Source organism: Bacillus sp. Y3, assembly GCF_008123875.1.
Taxonomy (GTDB): domain Bacteria; phylum Bacillota; class Bacilli; order Bacillales; family Bacillaceae; genus Bacillus; species Bacillus altitudinis.
Genome location: NZ_VSSC01000006.1, coordinates 219951 through 238674 on the forward strand (window position 1 = coordinate 219951; position 18724 = coordinate 238674).

Genomic DNA, 18724 nt, shown 5'->3' on the forward strand with positions numbered 1-18724 from the left:
AGGAAAAGCCGGCATATTGCCGGCTTTTTAGCGTGTGATCATCATCCGACCTTTAACTGCGGGGGGCAAATAACATCACACTGACACCAGCTAAACAGATCAAAGCACCCATCCAGTCATAGAAATCAGGGGTTTTGCGATCGACCCACCAGCCCCAAAACACAGCGAGAACGACAAAAACACCGCCATAGGCCGCATAAACCCGCCCAAAGGTCGGGAACTGCTGGAATGTAGGGATGACGCCGTAAGCGACCAAGATGAGGCTACCTGCGATTCCGTAGCTGACGGGTTTTGCTTCACGCAGCCACAGCCAGACAAGGTAACCGCCACCTATTTCAGCCAGACCAGCTAATAAAAAAAGAACAATCGTTACAATCATTTACGGACACTCCAGTTCTCCTGTTTCGTTCTATTATGACATGATGAAAGGATGTGTTCTACCTGATGTAAATTGAGAGCCTGACGAGAGTTTGCTAAAATCAACTGAACAGTGAATGAAACACATGCATTCTTGACTTTCCTTGAGGCGGGTGATCCAAATGGTCAATCCATCCGTTTAGTAAGTACATTCTCATGAGGAACACATTTCCTTTTTCAGCGCTCTTTTTTTCTCCTTGAAAAAAGAGTAAAGTACAAAGGAGGCTTATCTCAGCAATTTGAGTGATGAGCCATACGTGAAGATTTCATGATGAATGCATAATGCTCTTTCTCATGAAAAAGGAAGGAGATGACCATGGACACACTGAAGGATTTTGAGCTGTATCACAAGATCAAACATGATCGACACAAGCCCTCGCTTGAAATATTGTACGATCGCTATGAACGTGTGTTATATTCGTTTATTTATAAAATGACTGGAAACCGTGAGCTGGCGGAGGAAGTGCTTCAAGAAGTCTTTATCAAGCTCTGGCGCGGCATAGGAGAATATAATACAGATAAAGGGAAATTTTCCTCATGGTTATTTATGATGTCACGAAACACGGCAATCGATCTATTAAGGAAACACCGAAATGAAACAGCTCTTGAAGATGAGCATATTGAATACTTGGCAGATCATCAAGAAGATGTGTCAAAAGAAGTAGAATGGAACGAAGAAAAACAAATCATACGTGAAGCAGTATCAACATTGTCGAAAGAACAGCAAACCATCATCGAAGATGTCTATTTTAAAGGAATGACACAAAAGAGCATTGCGGAAAAACTTGGCATTCCTATTGGAACGGTGAAGGGAAGAGTTCGATTGTCATTGAAGCATTTACGAACGAAACTGTCTCGCGGAGGAAAGGAGGAAGAGGCATGACTCAGTGTAAACATCAAGTCATTGATTACTTTAACGGGCATTTACAAGGAGAAGAAAAGGCGCAGTTTGAAGAGCACATCAAACATTGCTCGGATTGCAAAGAAGAGCTTGAAGAACTGACATCGCTCATGTCTGATATTCCGTTTCTAGCAGAGGACGAAACGCCTCCCGCAGGGATGAAAGACCGCATTTTATCCAGGGTATTTGAAGAAGAGATACGAGAGACAACAATCGCTGCAACATCGAACCCGCCTCAAGATCTCAAAATGGTTCGTGATGCAAATGAGATGAAACCGCCAATGAAGAAAAAAAATCAATGGCTTTTGCCTCTCGTTGCCGCACTGCTTCTCATTTCTGCAGCTGGGAACGTGTATTTCTTAACAAATGGAACAGATCAAGCAGAAGAATCTATCAAAGTTGTTGCGACAAAATCACTGGCATCTGCCGAATCAGCAAAAACAACGGGTGCTTTTTCAGTGATTGAGCATCACGGCAAAAAAGAGCTTGTCGTGAGTGCCGACGGATTAAAAGATCAGCTTGATTCATCAGCTGTTTATCAAGTATGGCTCATTAAAGGAGATCAGCCTGTTCCGGCCGGTGCCTTTAAAACAGATAGCAAAGGGGAGGGCACCGTCACCTATGCGTTATCTGAAAAAGAAGCAAACGAATCATGGGATACTGTGGCTGTCACCCTTGAACCAAAAAAGGATAACAAGCTTCCGCAAGGTCCTGTCGTACTGAGTGCTGCATTTTAAGCTTGATTCATGAAGGATGCCTTTTTCAGGGCATCCTTTTTTGATATGCAGAAGGAACCTTATGACAAATGAGACGTACTACATATAGAGGTGAGACACATGCAGCGATACATAGAAAAACAACTATTTCTCTTATCAGCTAGACACGTATTTACCGCATTTTATTTTTTGGTGATCCCTTTCATTATAAAAGACCTTTTTGAATCAACTCCTTTATTGATGGTCATGATCGCTCTTTTTATCATTCATCATCTAGTGACAAGTATCGTATGGTTTTATAAATCGAGAAACATTCGAAAGCGCCAATCAGGTGACCTAACCAAACGGGGACATCTCGTTGTCCAGATCGTGCAGAGGCTCGAACAGCTCATGATGCTCGGTTTTGTGATGTTATTGATCAGTGGATGGATGCAGGGAGACATTGTAACGCTATCATTCACAATTTTTCTGTTCATCGTCGTTTTCTTGCAGCACATTCAGTTTTATTATGTTCAGTACTTTTTTAAATCGAGCGGCTGGTTCACCTATGTCCTCTCTTTACAAAAGGCTCGTCCTTCTTACATCGTGAGGGAACGAAAGGCTTTGAAGAAATCCTAAATGTGCAATCGCTTGCTGACTGATCCATCAGCATCAGAAATGTATGATAAAATGTGGAAAAGAAGCATGGAGAAAGGGAGTGCGAGCGAGTGAAAGCAGTTGGATTATTTGAGTATTTGCCAATTGAGCATAAACAAAGCCTGATCGATCAGGAGGTGGCAAAGCCCAAAGCAGCTGGCAGGGATGTTTTGGTGAAAGTAGAGGCTGTGTCGGTGAATCCAGTGGATACAAAGGTGAGGTCACCGAAGAATCAGAAGGAAGAAGAACTGAAAATTCTTGGCTACGATGCAAGCGGTACGGTGGTGGAAGTGGGCGAAGCGTGTACGTTGTTTCAGCCGGGTGACCACGTCTATTACGCAGGAGATATCACGCGACAAGGCTCAAATAGTGAATACCAGCTTGTGGATGAGAGAATTGTGGCGAAAAAGCCTGCAAATCTCTCTTTTGCCGAAGCAGCTGCCATGCCTCTTACAACAATTACGGCATATGAAGCGCTATTCGACCGAATGCATATGAAGCGGAATGCAGAAGGCTCGACCTTGCTGATCATCGGTGGAGCAGGCGGAGTGGGCTCTATCGCCATTCAACTCGCCAAATTAGCGAAAGCGACTGTGATCGCCACTGCTTCAAGACCTGAAACAAATGAATGGTGTCTCTCATTAGGGGCTGATCATATCATTGACCATCACCAGCCGCTCTTAGCGCAGCTTCAGGAAAAAGGGATTGGCGAAGTGGATTACATTTTATGCTTAAATGATACAGATGGCCATTTCAAAGGGATGGCAGAAGCGATTAAACCTCAAGGGACGATCTGTACCATTGTTGAAAATCAGCAGCATTTAGACATTCAATTACTCAAAAATAAAAGTGCTGCATTTGTATGGGAATTCATGTTCACACGGCCGATGTACAAAACATCGGATATGATGAAGCAGCACGAGCTTTTAAAAGAAGCGAGTACATTATTTGAAGAGAAGAAGTTAAAACATACATTAACAAAGGTGCTCAGCCCCATCAATGCCGCCAATTTGAAGCAGGCACATCAAACACTTGAGCAAGGGAAGATGATAGGTAAATTTGTTCTAGAAGGATTTTAAGGAGGGGCAGTAGATGACATCATTACAATATCCGATTGGCTTATATGAACCGGTGGAACAACAAACGAAAAAGCAGCTGGAGGCATGGATTGATGAGCTGGCACTCATTCCTCAAAAGTATGAAGAGGCAGTTGTCCCATTGACAAATGATCAGCTGGATACCCCATATCGGTCAGGAGGATGGACCGTTCGTCAGCTCATTCACCATGTAGCGGACAGCCATCTGAACGCCTACTTGCGATTTAAACTTGCGCTGACAGAAGAAACACCGCACATACGTCCATATGATCAGGAGGCATTTGCTTCACTTCCTGACAGTAAGGCGTCTATCAGCCTATCGCTGCCGTTAATCAGCAGTCTACATCGCCGGTGGGTCACATTACTTCGCGAGATGACAGAGGAAGATTTCAACGCTGCATATTACCATCCAGCCGATCAACAAACGGTGTCCTTATATGATGCAACAGGAATGTACGTCTGGCATTCACAGCATCATCTCGCCCATATCACGGAATTAATCAAAAGAAATCAGTGGAAGTAAAGGAGTCAACACATGTCTAGTAGAAGAATTGTCGGCGCTATGTTTATCTGCATGGCGGCATTGTTTTATATAGCAAAATTCGTTTTGTTTGAGATTCGTTATGGTGGAAATGTAGGCGCAGAAAGAACAATCGAGGAACTGGAAGATATACTCCCAGGCGGTACGTGGATCAGCATCATTTTTCTCATTATCGGTTTAGGTTATCTTTTGTGGGATGACCGGGAAGTCATTCGTCAATATCTTTTCACCCCAGATAAACAAGAAAAAGAAGAAATAAAAAAGACGGACTTCAAGTGACCGTCTTTTTTCCTTTTTTAGCCACGTTCAGGACGAAGTGCTTTTTCTAAAATAGCTAGACCTTCATTAACTTTTTCTTTTTCCTCGTCATTGAGCCGTTGCAGGGAATTTTTAATTTTTTCATGCCCTTTTTGATAAATACTTCTGAAAATATTTTTCGCTTCCTCTGTCAATTCTACGACAATGATTCGACGGTCACGCTCAGAATGCTTTCGTTCCACAAAGTTCGATTGTTCTAACCGATCAAGCAGCCCTGTCATATTGGACAAAGAAGCCCCCATTTTTTCAGCAATTTCGGACACCTTAAGAGAGCCATGGTTATTGAGCAGCATGAGCACTTTCATTTGAGGCATACTCATATCAAGCTTCATCCATTCAGAAACATCTCCAAGTCCTGCAGCAGTGAGCACTTTCATATACAGCACCCATGTCTTTTTTTCCTCAGGAGATAGGATTTCCTCTTTTAGTACGGTGGTGTCATGAATATTATATTCCACGCTTGTTCACTTCCTTTAAGCGGCTCTTTTCTTTATATTACTGATTTTTACTTCTAATTGAAAGTATCATGAAGCTTTTGAATGTTAAACTGCATGAATTAAGTGGTATTTGTTGTATAATAATGGTCAGTTGAAATTAATGAAGCAACTTAGAAAGTTGGGAAAAACATGTGGAACAAAAAAACGGGTATGACGATCTTAAAAATGCTCTTTCCGATCGTGATCATCCTTGTCTTAATTTTTGTCGCCAAGCAGGAGCTGAGCGGCCTTTCCATTAAAAAGACGTTTTATATTATTGACAGCTTGAATCGAATGGACTTGTTTATTCTTGTCTTTCTTGGACTTGTCGCTGTTTTATCCATGTCCTTATATGATTTTATTTTAAGAAAAAGCCTTGATATGCCCATCAGCGGCTGGAAAACGATCCGAATTTCTTGGATCGCCAACTCCTTTAACAGTGTACTTGGATTCGGTGGTTTATCAGGAGCAGGGCTTAGAACGCTTCTATACAAGGAATACATAACCGATACGAAAAAACTGCTGAAAGGCATAGCCCTTTTAACATCCTCCGTTCTGCTAGGCTTATCTATTTTCAGTGATTTGATTTTAGTTAGGGTCCTGCCAGTTGAAAGTATTATTAGTCAGGAGCCGTGGTTATGGGCATTTGTCATTATTTTTGCTTGTATTGTGCCCATTTACATCATCATGGCGTCCATTCGAAAAAGCTCGATTGAGAGCGGTGAAAACGGACTGAAGCACCCAATCTATGCTTATATTGGTGCATCGTTTTTAGAGTGGCTGGCAGCTGGTCTTGTCATGTACATGGCTGTTGTCTCTATGGGGATGAACGTTGATGTCCGTATTGTATTAGGCGTCTTTGCGATTGCGTCAATCGGCGGTTTAATCAGTATGGTTCCGGGCGGATTTGGTTCGTTTGATCTGATCTTTTTACTCAGTATGCAATACATTGGGTTTGATAAAGAGATGGTACTGACAGCCCTTGTATTGTACCGCTTCGTTTACTCCATTTTCCCGTTTATTCTTGGACTCTGTCTAGCGGCATACGATTTAACTGGAACAACACTCAGGCGTCTTGAAGGCAATCCGAGAATGGCGCCTGCTATTGAAACAACGAACGTCTTAATTGTTTTGCACCGAGCGCTACTCATCCGTTTATTGTACGGATCTTTGTCCATTTTAACGTTTGGAAGCGGTTTGCTCATTATGGCTTCCGTTGTGCTTCCTGTTGATCGTTTAGGTGTGATCACAACCATTCCACGCTTTTTGTTATCAGGATTTAATGGTCTTTCTTTAATGTTCGGGATCATTTTAATGATTTTGTCCATTGAAGTGTATAAAAGAACAAAACGGTCTTATCTATTGACAATGATTGCCCTAGCAGGCGGCTTTGTGTTTACTTTACTAAAAGGGTTTAACCTAAGTTTGATCTTTATATTGCCGGTCATCATGGTGGTATTTTTCTCGCTTCGAAATCAATTTGTGAAGCAGCAGGCGCCTTATTCTTTGAATCAGTTTGTGGCCGCCGCCGCCGGATATTTACTCGTGTTGTTTAACTATAATGTCATTGGAAACTTCATTTGGATGAAAATTGGTCATTTCTTAAGCAAGGACTATTTGGTTCATAATGAACGGCATATCACGATGACCAGTATGATTGCTTTAATTGGCGTCCCTCTTTTCTTTTTCATTAGCAAATTGATTTTTAACAAAAAAGCAGTTCCAATCGGCGAAGAAGCCGATGAAGAAAAATTAAAAACTTTTCTCGAAGAAAAGGGAGGAAATGCTCTTAGTCATCTAGGTTTTTTGGGAGACAAAAAACTGTTTTTCTCAAGTGATGGAGAGGCGATGCTTCAGTTTGGCCGGATTGGCCGCTGCGTTATTGTGCTTGGAGATCCTTCTGGGCGTAGAGCCTCTTATCCGCTTGTACTGGAAGAATTTTTGGAGCAGACAGAAAAAGCAGGCTATCGTGTCGCTTTTTATCAAGTAGAACGTGAAGGAATGGCGCTTTATCATGACCTAGGTTTTCACTTCTTTAAGCTTGGGGAAGAAGCCATGGTCGATTTAGAAACGTTCTCTTTGTCAGGAAAGAAAAAATCAAACTTACGGGCTGTTGCAAATAAATTTGAACGAGAAGGCTATACGTTTGAAATGCTGGAGCCGCCCTTTTCAGAGGAATTGATCTCAACCTTAAAACAAATCTCTGACAGCTGGCTGGGCAAGAAAAAAGAAAAAGGATTTTCATTAGGCTATTTCCATGAAGACTACCTTCAAAAAGCACCGATTGCGATTTTAAAGGATGAACAAGGGCAGATCATATCTTTTGTGTCCTTAATGCCGATGTATCAAAAAGGAGAGATATCCATCGACCTCATGCGTCATATGCATGATGCACCGAACGGGATGATGGATGCACTCTTTATCCACCTTTTTCAATGGGCGAAAGAAAAAGGCTACACATCCTTTAACATGGGAATGGCGCCATTATCGAATGTTGGCACGTTCCACCAGTCCTTTCTGACAGAACGTTTGGCGAGTGTCATCTTCAATAACGTCAGATATATGTATAGTTTCAGCGGCTTACGGTCGTTTAAACAGAAATATAAACCAGAATGGCGCGGAAAATATTTAGCGTATAAAAAGAATACATCACTGCCTGTCACAATGGTGCTCGTCACTAAGCTGATAGGAATGGACCCAAATCGAAAACGGCGTCCATAAGTCCAAAGAACCTTTACCTTTCACTAGGTGAAGGTTTTTTTAGACAAAAGAATAGCAAAAGTGGTAAAGTTGAAGGGTAAGGGGGATGTTCACATGACACTAAATGAATGGTTTACAAAGGGATTAGCTGAACGTACATATGTACACAACATGGAGAAAAACCGTGAAAACTTACTCACGGTGTACAACCAGTACGCAATTCATCAAAAGGAAAAAGAGCTGCTTCAAAAACTTCAAAAGAAAAAACTGAGAGCGCTTGTGATCACGGCAGATTGGTGCGGCGATGCGATGGTCAATGTACCTATTTTCATGCGTATTGCAAATGAAGCACTGATTGATGCGCGCTATTTCATTCGGGACGAGCACCTAGACCTGATGGATCAGTATTTAACGAACGGGACCGCAAGATCTATTCCGATTATCGTCATTATTGATCAGGACGGGAAAGAAGTGGGGAAATGGGGACCTCGCTCAGCAGAAGCTCAGCGCTTTGTCGACGAGAAAAAGCCGGATAAAGATGCACCCGATTTTGAGGAAGCATTTAAAGTGTTTGCGAAAGAAGCCGCACATCACTATACGACAGATCGTTACTTATGGAAAGATATTGAGAAAGAAATAGTAGAAGTTTTGGCAAAAATATAAACCAAAAGACTACTTCGCCGCAATGGGAAGTAGTCTTTTTTTATCTTGTTTTTGCGTTTCACCTACAAAACACCGCATAAAGATGTAGAAAAACCGCAGAATTCTATCAAATACCGCAGAAAACCGCAAAGCATCACGATTTTCCCAACCACTTTTAGTTGAAAAACCTCATATATGCCATGAAATCAGCTATTTTGCCCTTATCTAAAGGCTCATATAACGCACATCGGATGGCTTTTTCCCAATACAAGAGGCCCAGCAACTATAGTAATCTAGTTGTAATCTCCTTTGAACGAACTAAAAAAATAAATGAAGGAAAAGGGCTGGCGATCAATTTATGAAAAAAATCATCTATCTCGATCAAGAAAAAAAGAAGCTCGCTGAATCAAAGAAAAGAGAACAGCGTTCCATCAAATCACTCAGACTGCTTGTGTTTTATGACGGACAAAGTCCTTCATGTGCAAAAGCAATTGACCTGTTGAAATCACTCGATTGGAAAAACCGAATTCACTTTGAATCATTTAGACACTCACAGCTGCTGAGACTGAATAAAATTAGTGAAGAGAAGGCAGAGAAACGAATCGTGTCTATTTCCTTAGCGAAAAATCAAAAAAACTCAGGGATTTATACTTGGCTGAGAATGGCTTGTCACATCCCTGCATTATGGGGAACGGTCCCATTCATTGTACTCAGCATTTGGCTTGGCTTTGGGCAGCATGCTTACGATTATTTTGCGAGAAAACGGTACATTCATTCTGTCGAACAAGTCACCCGTCCCGATACAGATCAACAAAAAACCATCTAATCATAGAAAAAGCATGACCTTCGATCGGCAGAAGGTCATGCTTTTTTGTAATATGGGATAAATGATGCTAAGTGATCAAGCAGCTTCGTTGTGTAAGACATATATGCACGCTTATCAAGCTCAGAAGCCGCATAGGAAAGTAAGGTTCTAAGAGCAAACAAGTACTCATTGTGGAGCTGATTGTGTTCAAAGTAAGGAATCGCTGCTTCTACTAAATAAGTTTTCAAATCATGAGGATTCTCTTCAATCATCAATTTATAGATTTTAATCATATATAAACAGTTTGGTTGAATACGAGGCTGTTTGAGCAGCTCGTGTATGTATGGAAGCGCCTTTTTGCGATCATATTCCGCATACAATGTCGCGATTTCATAGAGCGTTTCACAGTAACGATCTTCTATCTGTTCTTGATTAAAATAATTGAGTGAATCTAGTAAATAAGGCACAGCGGATGAGAAATCTCCTTGGCGTTTTAAGAGAACCCCGTAATAAAAATAAGCTGTCATCTTAATATAAGCATCAGGGTGAAGCGACGTGTGTAAAATCACTTCTTTTAAATATCTTTTAGCTGTTTGAAAGGCCTTTAATTCCAGTGAGATGACCCCATGAATGAGTGTACAATGAATGACCCGCTTGAAATTATTTTTTTGTCTATACAAATCCATTGCTTGATGTGTGGCCTCAAGCGCATCACCGAGATGCCCCATAGCTCCAAGTGCTTTTGCATAGTGATAATACAGGTCGCTCTGTTCAACAGAAGCGTAAGAAAAGCAGCTTTCAAGTCTTTTCAATCCTTCTTCAAGCTGACCGATTTTAATCTGGTGGATGCCATCTAGATATTCAAACGTTTCTTTTTCTGTGTCAATAAAGGTTTTTTCAAACTTCTTAAGCACGCGGTGCGTTTTTAAGGCAAGCTGCTGTTTTTCTGTTAATAAATAAAATTGAAATAAGGACAAATGATACTGAATCCCTAAATCTAGCGAAAAGAACTGTTCCTCGTGATGAATGATCATTTCTGCATTTTGCTCTGCTTGATCGAGCGCATAGAAATACATGTTCATCTGAAACTCATCGAGTAATGACAACAGATGACGCGCCTTTTGCGACAGCGTTTCTTGACTAATTCCAAGCCGTTCAAGCAAAAGATTGATCGTATCTTGATTGGCCTCTTTTGAGCCATTTTCAATTTTACTTAAATGAGAGACAGAACAAATTCCTTCTGCCAACTCCGATTGGGTCATATTTTGTTTATAACGATAGAGTTTGATGATTTGCCCAATATTGATTTTCATTCCATCCAGAAGCCTCCCTTCCAATCATGGGTTGAAAGCTTTTTGAAAAAATAGCCGCATGAGACAAAGTGGAAATACCTGAAATCATTTCATCATCTTGGCCTTTTTCTCAAAATTTGTTTAAAACGTAATATGATTGTAACATTACTTGAAAAAGGCAAACAACTTTTTAGCAGAGAGGTGAGGTCTTATTTGCAAACAGCACATGATCATGTTTATAATGTGAATGAGAATCAATTTCAATTAAGGTTGATTGAAAGGATGACATATATGCCAGAAACAAAACAACAAACAGAAGCGTTAACGGTTCGAGACGCTGTCAGATATAGACGATCCATTCGAAAATTCAAAGAAACGCCGGTGAGCATTGAACAGCTTCAGCCATTATTAGAGGACGCAGTCTATGCACCCAATCATAAAATCACGGAACCTTGGCGTTTTTTATATGCAGTGACGGATGAAGCGAAAGAGGTATTTGTTGAGCGGTTTATTGCTTTCTTTAAACGCAACAATCCAGACGCAAAAGAAGAAAAGATTAATCAGTACAGAGATTATTTTTCTAAAGTACCAGCACTTTTACTTGTTGTTCTAAAAGAAGACGAAAATCCAGTTGTGAGAAATGATGATTTTGCCGCTGTGAGTGCGCTCATTCAAAACTTCCAGCTGCTGGCTTGGGATCAAGGAATCGGTATGGTATGGAAGAGCGGCCGTATCTTATACGACAAAGGGTTTCAACAGGATATGGGATTAAAGGAAAACGAACGCTTTGCCGCGATTCTTCACATCGGTTATCCAGAAGAGGTGCCTGAGGAAAAGTCACGTCAGAAGGCATCAAGCCTGCTAACTGAAATCAAATAAAAACAGACCTTTTGATAGGGTCTGTTTTTTTTTACTTATTGTTTTTTGGCACGCTGATCGGCTGCTTTCATACGTGCCATCGCTTTTACGTCATTCGGATCTGCAAGTTCTTTGGAAAATTCAACATATTCGCCATCCGTCTCTTGTGCCGCAAGCTGGTGGTTGGATTTTTTGTGTTGGTCTTTTTTCAAAGCTTTTCCCTCCTTTACAAGATCACTTTAGTTATGTGCTTGTAAAAGAGGAATATCCGTTTTATTTGTTTCTTTTTTCTGCTGCTCTTTCCGCTTTTTTGAATTCCTGTTGATACAGAACTTCCTGGGTTTTCTTCAGTTTTGAAGTCGGCTGGTGTTCTTTTTTCTTCATCAAAATCGCCCCCTCATCTCATTTTTAATAGGATGGGTGTTTTTGACAAAATTTATTCCTCTGAATGCAAAATCGCTTCTTTTAGCTCAGGGTGTAAAAATTCATAAGAAGAAAGCAGTGCCTTTTTCGGCAGAGCACGTTGGCCTTCTAATACAAGCAATGACATGTCGCCAAGTGCGGTTTTGATGACAAAGGACGGCACCTTCAGCCAGTGAGGGCGATGAAGGGTAGATGCAATGGTTTGCCCCAGCTGCTTCATTTGAACAGGATTTGGAGATGTGACATTGAGTGGACCTGATATGTGTTCATGTTGAATGGCATACGCAATGAGATGTGCTACATCCTCCACGTGAACCCAAGATACCCATTGCGAGCCAGAGCCAATCGTTCCACCGGCAAACAGCTTGTATGGCAAGGTCATAAGAGGAAGTGTGCCTTTTTCTCCTAGCACTACCCCAAAGCGTGTATAAACCGTGCGAATACCGAGCGCCTCAATTTTTTGCCCTTCAGCTTCCCAAAGTTTAGATGTATGACTTAAAAAGTCTGTATCGGCTGGAGGGGCCTCCTCCGTAAAGTCTTCTGTCTTGGAAGTGCCGTAGATACCGACAGCACTTGCTTGAATGAGCACAGATGGTTTCGATTCCTGCGCTTCTATAATGCGTCTCACTTCTTGTGTGGATTGAAGACGACTGGAGAGAATGCCTTTTTTTGCTTTGTCCGTCCAGCGTGTGAAAATGGATTTTCCAGCAAGGTTAATCCATACATCAATCGCAGGCAATTCATGTTCAGGCTTAGCACCTTCTGTCAGCCACTGCACATAGTGTAAATGATTTTGTTCGGATTCCTTTGGATTTCTTGTTAAAATATATAGATGATGTCCTTCAGCTGCGAGCACCTTTGTGACATGCTGGCCGATAAACCCGGTTCCTCCGGTAATGGCGATATTCAATTGACATCTTCTCCTCTCATATACATACCTATATCTTTCACGATTTTGAATCAGAAGAAACATCCTGACTGTTTGAAAAAAGGAGTGATCACAGGATGCCCTATATTACGAAAATCTCTGCTCAGAAAAACAATACAGAACGCGTGAACATCTTTCTTGATGAAAAGTACGCTTTTAGCGTTGATCTAGATGTGCTCGTCCAGCATGATTTGAAAAAGGGAAAAGAGCTGGACGAAGCCGATATCATAGAGATTCAATTCGGTGATGCAGTAAAAAAAGGATTTCAGCAGGCCGTCGATTATTTATCGTATCGGATGAGATCAGTGAAAGAAGTCACCGATTATTTGACGAAAAAAGACATACCAGCACCTGCTATTAGTGAAATTATACACAAATTAAAACATTATAAGTATGTAAATGATCTTGAATTTGCAGAAGCATATGTAAGCACCCACCGAAAAACGAATAGCAAAGGCCCGTCAGTGCTAAAAAAAGAATTAAAGCTGAAAGGCATAGACGATGACACCATCGAACAAGCACTATCGCAATATCCAAATGATTTGCAGCTAGAGGAAGCAGTGAAGCAAGTGCAGAAGCTGGTTAAGAAAGAGAAAAACCGGTCCGCAAAAGAAATTGAACAGCGTATCAAATTGCAGCTTCAGCGAAAAGGATTTTCATTTGATATCATTGATAAAGCCCTTCAAGAAGCCTATGATGGACAAGAAGAGGAAAAGGAAGAAGAAGCCCTTCACTATATGCTTGAGAAGGCAAAACGCAAGGTAGGATATGACGGATCATTTGAGAAAAAAATGAAAGTGAAGCAATTCCTTTACCGAAAAGGATTTGATCTTGATACAATTGATCATGTTTTAGACAAAGGGGAATGACAGATGGAAAAACGCTACAGTGAAATGACAGAATACGAATTAAAGCAGGAGATTGCCGCTCTTTCTGAAAAAGCAAGAAAGGCTGAGCAGCTAGGCATTGTGAATGAATATGCCGTGTTGGAGCGGAAAATTGACATGGCGAAAGCCTATTTATTAGATCCAGCTACTATTCAGACGAAAACGACCTATCACATCAAAGATACAGACGAGCAGTTTTATGTGGAGTATTTAAATGGGGTTTTTGCTTGGGGCTACAGAGTATCAGTGCCAAATAAAGAAGATGCCCTGCCGATTTCAATGCTTACGCAAAAGGACTGATCGATAGCCATTTGCTGAGGTAAGAAGAAAAAGGACTGATCCCTAGAGATCAGTCCTTTTCTTTACTTCGAACGTTGTTTACGGACGTTGTTCTGAAGTACGATGTCGTGCTGCGTTTGCTGCGTTTCTCCGTTGACCTGAGAGGCAGAATGTTTAGCATTCGCCCATGGTTGAGGGTAAGCGGTTGTTCTTAATTGAACAAAGTCTTCCATATACGATTTCCCATTTGAACTCATATCTCAAGCACTCCCTTTGGAAAAATTAGCGTTTCCCTGATGCCCTCATACGTTCCTGTGGACGTGTATTCGTCTCACCGTTCGGCCTTTTAGACGCATAAGCATCTGTGGCCCCTGGTTCGCCTTCAAACTTGTGATTCACTTGATTTGGAAAGCCCTTTGCTTTATTACGCATACTGATTCCCTCCAAACAATACAAATCATTTGCGTCTTTTGAAGACGTAAGGGTAGTATATGAAAAAAGAGATTTTTTTAAAAAGGCACTTTCTGCTAGATGAAGGAGGAACCAGTATGGAACAATATTTTGAGCGATTAACCGAACAACTAATGGAAAAAAACAATATGCTCACATATGAAGAAGCACGTACATGGGTAGAGCTCCTTTGGAGTGATTTTGAAACAACCTATGCAAAGGCTGGCCGCAAATATAAAGGACAGGAAACGACTGAACGGATTGTCCGAGAATGGATCGAAAGCTACGGCGCTCAGCTGCATTTATTTCAAAATAAACAATCGAAGGCAAATGAGCATCTGCAACAAAACGACAAAGGGCTACTGCATTAAAAGGGTTGCCCTTTTCACTTCTACTCATCTTTTTCAATAAACAGGAAAATATATAAATGACCAAACAATTTTATGAAACAATACCCAGTCTGTGATCAAAATTACAGGCTTTTTACAATGGATAAACTTAAAATTACATTAAATTCATGTTGGTGAAAATCACTGGAAATAAAACTCTGATATAATGTAACGATTAAGGATACATGAAATTTATGGATAATAAAAAAGGGTTTCGTTTTCTGACAAAAAAGGAATAATGAACATAACAGACTATGTGAAAAAAGTGAAGAGAAGGTGCGATATGGAACGGGAACTGCTCTCTGTTATAATTCCTTCTTACAATGAAGGTGAAAACATCAGACGAATCTTTGAGGCACTCGAGGAAGAGTTTCGCGATTTTCATTATGACTTTGAAATCATCTTTGTGAATGATGGAAGCAAAGACAATACGCTTCAATACATGAGAGAGCTCTCTCACAAAAGTGCAAAAGTCAAATACATTTCCTTTTCTCGTAACTTTGGGAAAGAAGCTGCAATTTTAGCAGGTCTTGAGCATGCAAAAGGGGAAGCTGCGATCATTATGGACGCCGACTTACAGCACCCAACGTATTTGATTCAGGATTTTGTTAGAGGCTACGAAGAAGGTTATCATCAAGTCATTGCCAAACGAAACCGTAAAGGGGACAGCAAGCTTCGTTCTTACCTATCATCGATGTATTATAAAGTGATGAACAAGGTGGTCGAAGTGGACTTGCGTGATGGTGTAGGAGATTTCCGCTTAATTTCCCGTCAAGCGATCGACGCATTGCTTCAGCTGAAAGAGGGAAATCGTTTTTCAAAAGGGCTTTTTTGCTGGATTGGCTTTGAAGAAAAGGTCATCTATTATGAAAATGTGGAAAGACAGCACGGTGATACAAAATGGTCACTGAAGAAATTATTTAACTATGGCATAGATGGCGTTATTTCTTTTAACAACCGCCCGCTGCGTATTTGTTTTTATACGGGTATTTTGATCTTATTTCTCTCTTTGATTTACATCGTGGCAACCTTTATTCAAATCGTCAGAACGGGCATCATGGTACCGGGTTATTTCACTTTAATCTCAGCTGTGCTTTTCCTCGGTGGTGTCCAGCTCTTGAGTCTAGGTGTGATTGGAGAATACATTGGCCGAATTTACTATGAAACGAAAAAGAGGCCGCATTACTTAATTCAAGAATCAAATGTCATGGAACAAGAGACAAGCTCAAAAGAACAAGACCGAGTGTTAACGCAGTTATTTAAATAACGTGGAGTCAAATAACCGGCAAGCACGAAACGCTTGCTGGGTTGTTTTGTTTCAATGAACAGTGGATCTTTTGTAGAAAGGGTTTAGATGATGAAACGTAGATGGATACTCATTGGAATGTGCCTCATTCTCGCTTTATTAGGACACTCCTTTTTCTTATATGAATATACGCAAGGCCGATATATGACGGGAGATGGGGATGGCATTTCGCAAATGCTCCCGTTTAAAAAGCTGCTGTATGATGAATACGTCAAAGGAAACTTCTTTTATTCCTATCAATTCGGTCTAGGCGGCGGTACATATACGCAATTAGGTTATTATTTTACAACATCGACTGTTTTTATGGTCACAGTTGCTGTCGTCTGGCTGTTGAATGCGCTTCACCTTATACAGTCAACAGATATTCACTTTTGGGCAAATGCTGTTATTTGGCTTAGTGTGATCAAGCTGACGGTCATTCTGTTCATCGCATACCGTGTGCTTCTTTCGATTGTGCAACATAGGCTGGGGGCGCTGACAGGTGCCGGTATTTACGGACTGTCTATTGTGTACTTTCGGCATCAAACGTTTTGGGAGTTTTTCACCGACAGCATGATGTGGCTTCCGCTGCTTGTGCTCGGGGTTGAACGGATTTTTAAAACAGGCAAGCCGGCTTGGTTTATTGCGGCTTGCAGTCTCATGCTGATCAATAATTTTTACTTTGCTTACATTCACTTTATCTTTTTAGCCATTTATCTCGTCTTCAGATATATGATTAAGCTTCAAAGCGAGGAGCGAGGCTGGAAGGTGTTCTGGACCCTTGCGATCTCTACGTTGTTATCGTTTGGGATCAGTGCTGCCTTCTTTATCCCGTCTGTTTACGGCTTTCTCAATAATGTAAGACCGCCGTATGAACAGGCGATTCCTTGGTTCGAGCTGCATGATCATCTGCTGTTTACAAGCAGGGTGTATTTATTACCTGTGATCTTTCTCATTTGTCTGTTCCTCATTCCGCTATACCGGAACAGATGGTTTTTCATGTTCACATCGATCAGTGTTCTGCTGATCATTTTTCACTACAGTCCAAAGATGGCGAGCGTGTTTAATGGTTTTTCTGCACCGCAATACAGGTTTGAATACATTCTTGCCTTTACAGTTGGAGCGGTCGTAGCCATCACCATCAAGCATTTCTCGCAAATCGAGTGGAAGTGGAAAAAACGTGCGGTTTTATGCGCTTGGATTGTATTCCTTCTCGCAGTCGCCCTTTCAGAACGAGCAAAGGGAAATATGGATGTTGTTGTATTTACCGGAATAGGACTGCTTGTGATCAGCTTGTTCTTCCTCTCGATACATGCGGGGAAACGTCTGCACCTTCGTCTCTTTTCAGCTGTGCTCATCGTTGTGAGCTTACTGACAGCAGGCGTGTATCAGCAGGGCTACTTATTTGAAAGAAGCAATATTAAGAGTGTATCAGATATGTATCTGAGTAGTGAGGCGTATGCTGGACATGAGCAAATGAAGCTCATTCAGCAGATTCAAAGCCGCTCTTCAAAAGATCCGCTTGCCCGGATTGATTGGATGAATGGTGTGCGCAACAACACCCCGTTATTTGAAGGTTTTCAAGGCATGAGTGCGTATTCCAGTATATTGAATCAGCATCTGCTCCATTTCTACTGGAATGACCTGCAAATTGATATGGGACGGGAAAGTGTCAGCCGGTATGCAACAATGGGGGACAGGGCGAATTTATACAGTCTGACCTACGGGAAGTATTATATGAGAGACAAATCGATGTCTTTCTCACCGCCGGTTTATTTTAAGCCAATATTGGAAAGCGAACATTATGAAGTGTATGAAAATACACGCCCGCTCCCATTTGCAAGAACAACGAGTACTGTCTATTCAGAAAAGTCACTAGAGCATGCGTCAGCACTTGATAAAGAACATGCGATGCTGCAAGGTGTGATCTTAAACAAAAAAGGAAATGCTGAAATCGACCAATCGCCTGATCGAATAAAGGATACAAACATTCATACTGAACAAGCGGTATACGAAAATGGCATGCTTGATGTATACGGGAAAACGGGCGGACTGAATATCACCCTTCCAGATGATATCGCTCGCATGGGGGATGTGTATGTGAGCTTTTATGTGAAGCGGACCGACCGTAACGAAGGATTTCAGTTATCTGTGGATGACTACGTCACATCACGCAAAAGCAATACGTCTATCTACAAAACAGGCGTTAATGACGTGACGATTCGAGTCCCTGCGGAAAAAATCCTTTCCATACGAGTGCCAAAAGGGACGTATGAGCTGAGTCAATTAAAGCTGTATCATGAGCCTTACCACACCCTTGCGCGGGCATATGAAAAAGAAAAACAGGATGATGGCAGCCAGCAGGTGAAGCTTAAAAATAACCGCTTTACGATTTCTTATGAGAACAAGCGCGGCGATGATTATATGATTCTGCCTGTTCCATATGAAAAAGGCTGGGAGCTCACGGTGAACGGCCATCAAACCGATATTGAACAAGCCAATTATGCGTTTATCGGTTTTCCAATAGAAAAAGGAAAAAACGAGATCGTGCTAACCTACTATCCGCCTTATATCAGAATTCTCACATTGATTTCACTCGTCAGTTTGATCGGTGCGATCCTCTATGCACGGAGAAAACACAAGAAACACCACTTTTCAGCATAAGTGGTGTTTTTTTATCTTTC

At 41.3% G+C, this 18724-nt stretch carries 23 protein-coding genes; 15 read left to right on the forward strand and 8 right to left on the reverse strand.

What is annotated here, in order from left to right; all coding sequences use genetic code 11:
• Positions 1-52: 52 nt before the first annotated feature.
• A complete protein-coding gene (locus FXF70_RS15675) occupies positions 53-379 on the reverse strand; it encodes a YnfA family protein (RefSeq protein WP_017358827.1) in 327 nt (108 codons plus the stop codon).
• Between the two features lie 354 nt (positions 380-733).
• Between FXF70_RS15675 and FXF70_RS15680 the strand changes: the two genes are divergently transcribed.
• The 6 genes from FXF70_RS15680 (at position 734) to FXF70_RS15705 (ending at position 4587) form a co-directional block, all read left to right on the forward strand.
• Positions 734-1300: an RNA polymerase sigma factor gene (locus FXF70_RS15680; protein WP_008341682.1), complete on the forward strand. Its 567-nt coding sequence runs from the start codon at positions 734-736 to the stop codon at positions 1298-1300.
• A complete protein-coding gene (locus FXF70_RS15685; RefSeq protein WP_048002102.1) occupies positions 1297-2055 on the forward strand; it encodes an anti-sigma factor in 759 nt (252 codons plus the stop codon). Before FXF70_RS15680 ends, FXF70_RS15685 begins: the two co-directional genes overlap by 4 nt.
• Positions 2056-2154: 99 nt before the next feature.
• Positions 2155-2652: a hypothetical protein gene (locus tag FXF70_RS15690; RefSeq protein WP_017366863.1), complete on the forward strand. Its 498-nt coding sequence runs from the start codon at positions 2155-2157 to the stop codon at positions 2650-2652.
• Positions 2653-2741: 89 nt separating this feature from the next.
• Complete coding sequence (locus FXF70_RS15695; protein ID WP_148780666.1) at positions 2742-3749, forward strand: zinc-binding alcohol dehydrogenase family protein; 1008 nt, start codon at positions 2742-2744, stop codon at positions 3747-3749.
• Between the two features lie 13 nt (positions 3750-3762).
• Positions 3763-4290 carry a YfiT family bacillithiol transferase gene (locus FXF70_RS15700; protein ID WP_148780668.1) on the forward strand — a complete coding sequence of 176 codons (528 nt, stop codon included), beginning with the start codon at positions 3763-3765 and terminating at the stop codon, positions 4288-4290.
• A gap of 12 nt (positions 4291-4302) precedes the next feature.
• A complete protein-coding gene (locus FXF70_RS15705) occupies positions 4303-4587 on the forward strand; it encodes a hypothetical protein (protein ID WP_148780670.1) in 285 nt (94 codons plus the stop codon).
• A gap of 17 nt (positions 4588-4604) precedes the next feature.
• Here FXF70_RS15705 and FXF70_RS15710 read toward each other — a convergent pair whose 3' ends face one another.
• Entirely contained in the window at positions 4605-5084 is a 480-nt protein-coding gene (locus tag FXF70_RS15710; RefSeq protein ID WP_008341672.1) for a MarR family transcriptional regulator, read from the reverse strand.
• A 168-nt stretch (positions 5085-5252) separates the two neighbouring features.
• Here FXF70_RS15710 and mprF point away from each other — a divergent pair, with 168 nt between their 5' ends.
• From mprF to FXF70_RS15725, 3 genes are all read left to right on the forward strand, one after another.
• Positions 5253-7823 carry a bifunctional lysylphosphatidylglycerol flippase/synthetase MprF gene (gene mprF / locus FXF70_RS15715; RefSeq protein WP_060832188.1) on the forward strand — a complete coding sequence of 857 codons (2571 nt, stop codon included), beginning with the start codon at positions 5253-5255 and terminating at the stop codon, positions 7821-7823.
• Positions 7824-7916: 93 nt separating this feature from the next.
• Positions 7917-8465, forward strand: a complete 549-nt coding sequence (locus tag FXF70_RS15720; RefSeq protein WP_008341670.1) for a thioredoxin family protein — start codon at positions 7917-7919, stop codon at positions 8463-8465.
• Between the two features lie 337 nt (positions 8466-8802).
• Positions 8803-9270, forward strand: coding sequence for a thiol-disulfide oxidoreductase DCC family protein (locus FXF70_RS15725; RefSeq protein ID WP_007496690.1), 468 nt, complete (start codon positions 8803-8805; stop codon positions 9268-9270).
• 35 nt (positions 9271-9305) lie between these two features.
• Here FXF70_RS15725 and FXF70_RS15730 read toward each other — a convergent pair whose 3' ends face one another.
• Complete coding sequence (locus FXF70_RS15730; RefSeq protein ID WP_035391280.1) at positions 9306-10562, reverse strand: transcriptional regulator; 1257 nt, start codon at positions 10560-10562, stop codon at positions 9306-9308.
• Positions 10563-10832: 270 nt separating this feature from the next.
• On the opposite strand from FXF70_RS15730, the gene FXF70_RS15735 reads away from it, so the two are divergent.
• On the forward strand, positions 10833-11420 hold the full coding sequence (locus FXF70_RS15735) for a nitroreductase family protein (protein WP_024720283.1): 588 nt from the start codon (positions 10833-10835) through the stop codon (positions 11418-11420).
• Between the two features lie 35 nt (positions 11421-11455).
• On the opposite strand, the gene FXF70_RS15740 is transcribed toward FXF70_RS15735, so the two are convergent.
• The 3 genes from FXF70_RS15740 to FXF70_RS15750 form a co-directional block, all read right to left on the reverse strand.
• A complete protein-coding gene (locus FXF70_RS15740) occupies positions 11456-11611 on the reverse strand; it encodes a YfhD family protein (protein WP_008341997.1) in 156 nt (51 codons plus the stop codon).
• A 61-nt stretch (positions 11612-11672) separates the two neighbouring features.
• The gene (locus tag FXF70_RS15745; RefSeq protein WP_017358836.1) at positions 11673-11783 is read right to left on the reverse strand and encodes a YfhE family protein; all 111 of its coding nucleotides are present in this window, start codon (positions 11781-11783) and stop codon (positions 11673-11675) included.
• 52 nt (positions 11784-11835) lie between these two features.
• Positions 11836-12732, reverse strand: a complete 897-nt coding sequence (locus FXF70_RS15750) for a TIGR01777 family oxidoreductase (protein ID WP_046342996.1) — start codon at positions 12730-12732, stop codon at positions 11836-11838.
• Between the two features lie 95 nt (positions 12733-12827).
• On the opposite strand from FXF70_RS15750, the gene recX reads away from it, so the two are divergent.
• Positions 12828-13619 carry a recombination regulator RecX gene (gene recX / locus FXF70_RS15755; protein WP_046342997.1) on the forward strand — a complete coding sequence of 264 codons (792 nt, stop codon included), beginning with the start codon at positions 12828-12830 and terminating at the stop codon, positions 13617-13619.
• Between the two features lie 3 nt (positions 13620-13622).
• Positions 13623-13937, forward strand: coding sequence for a YfhH family protein (locus FXF70_RS15760; protein WP_046342999.1), 315 nt, complete (start codon positions 13623-13625; stop codon positions 13935-13937).
• Positions 13938-13999: 62 nt separating this feature from the next.
• Here the strand turns inward: FXF70_RS15760 and FXF70_RS15765 are convergent, their stop codons facing one another.
• Together FXF70_RS15765 and FXF70_RS15770 are read right to left on the reverse strand one after the other, a co-directional pair.
• The gene (locus FXF70_RS15765; protein ID WP_003217811.1) at positions 14000-14173 is read right to left on the reverse strand and encodes a YpzG family protein; all 174 of its coding nucleotides are present in this window, start codon (positions 14171-14173) and stop codon (positions 14000-14002) included.
• A gap of 25 nt (positions 14174-14198) precedes the next feature.
• Complete coding sequence (locus FXF70_RS15770; protein WP_003217849.1) at positions 14199-14348, reverse strand: small, acid-soluble spore protein K; 150 nt, start codon at positions 14346-14348, stop codon at positions 14199-14201.
• 116 nt (positions 14349-14464) lie between these two features.
• On the opposite strand from FXF70_RS15770, the gene FXF70_RS15775 reads away from it, so the two are divergent.
• The 3 genes from FXF70_RS15775 to FXF70_RS15785 all read left to right on the forward strand — a co-directional run bounded on the left by FXF70_RS15775 (position 14465) and on the right by FXF70_RS15785 (position 18704).
• Positions 14465-14737: a YfhJ family protein gene (locus FXF70_RS15775; protein ID WP_017366871.1), complete on the forward strand. Its 273-nt coding sequence runs from the start codon at positions 14465-14467 to the stop codon at positions 14735-14737.
• Between the two features lie 301 nt (positions 14738-15038).
• Positions 15039-16022 carry a glycosyltransferase family 2 protein gene (locus tag FXF70_RS15780; RefSeq protein ID WP_008341983.1) on the forward strand — a complete coding sequence of 328 codons (984 nt, stop codon included), beginning with the start codon at positions 15039-15041 and terminating at the stop codon, positions 16020-16022.
• Between the two features lie 87 nt (positions 16023-16109).
• Complete coding sequence (locus FXF70_RS15785) at positions 16110-18704, forward strand: YfhO family protein (protein ID WP_148780672.1); 2595 nt, start codon at positions 16110-16112, stop codon at positions 18702-18704.
• The last annotated feature ends 20 nt before the right edge of the window (positions 18705-18724 follow it).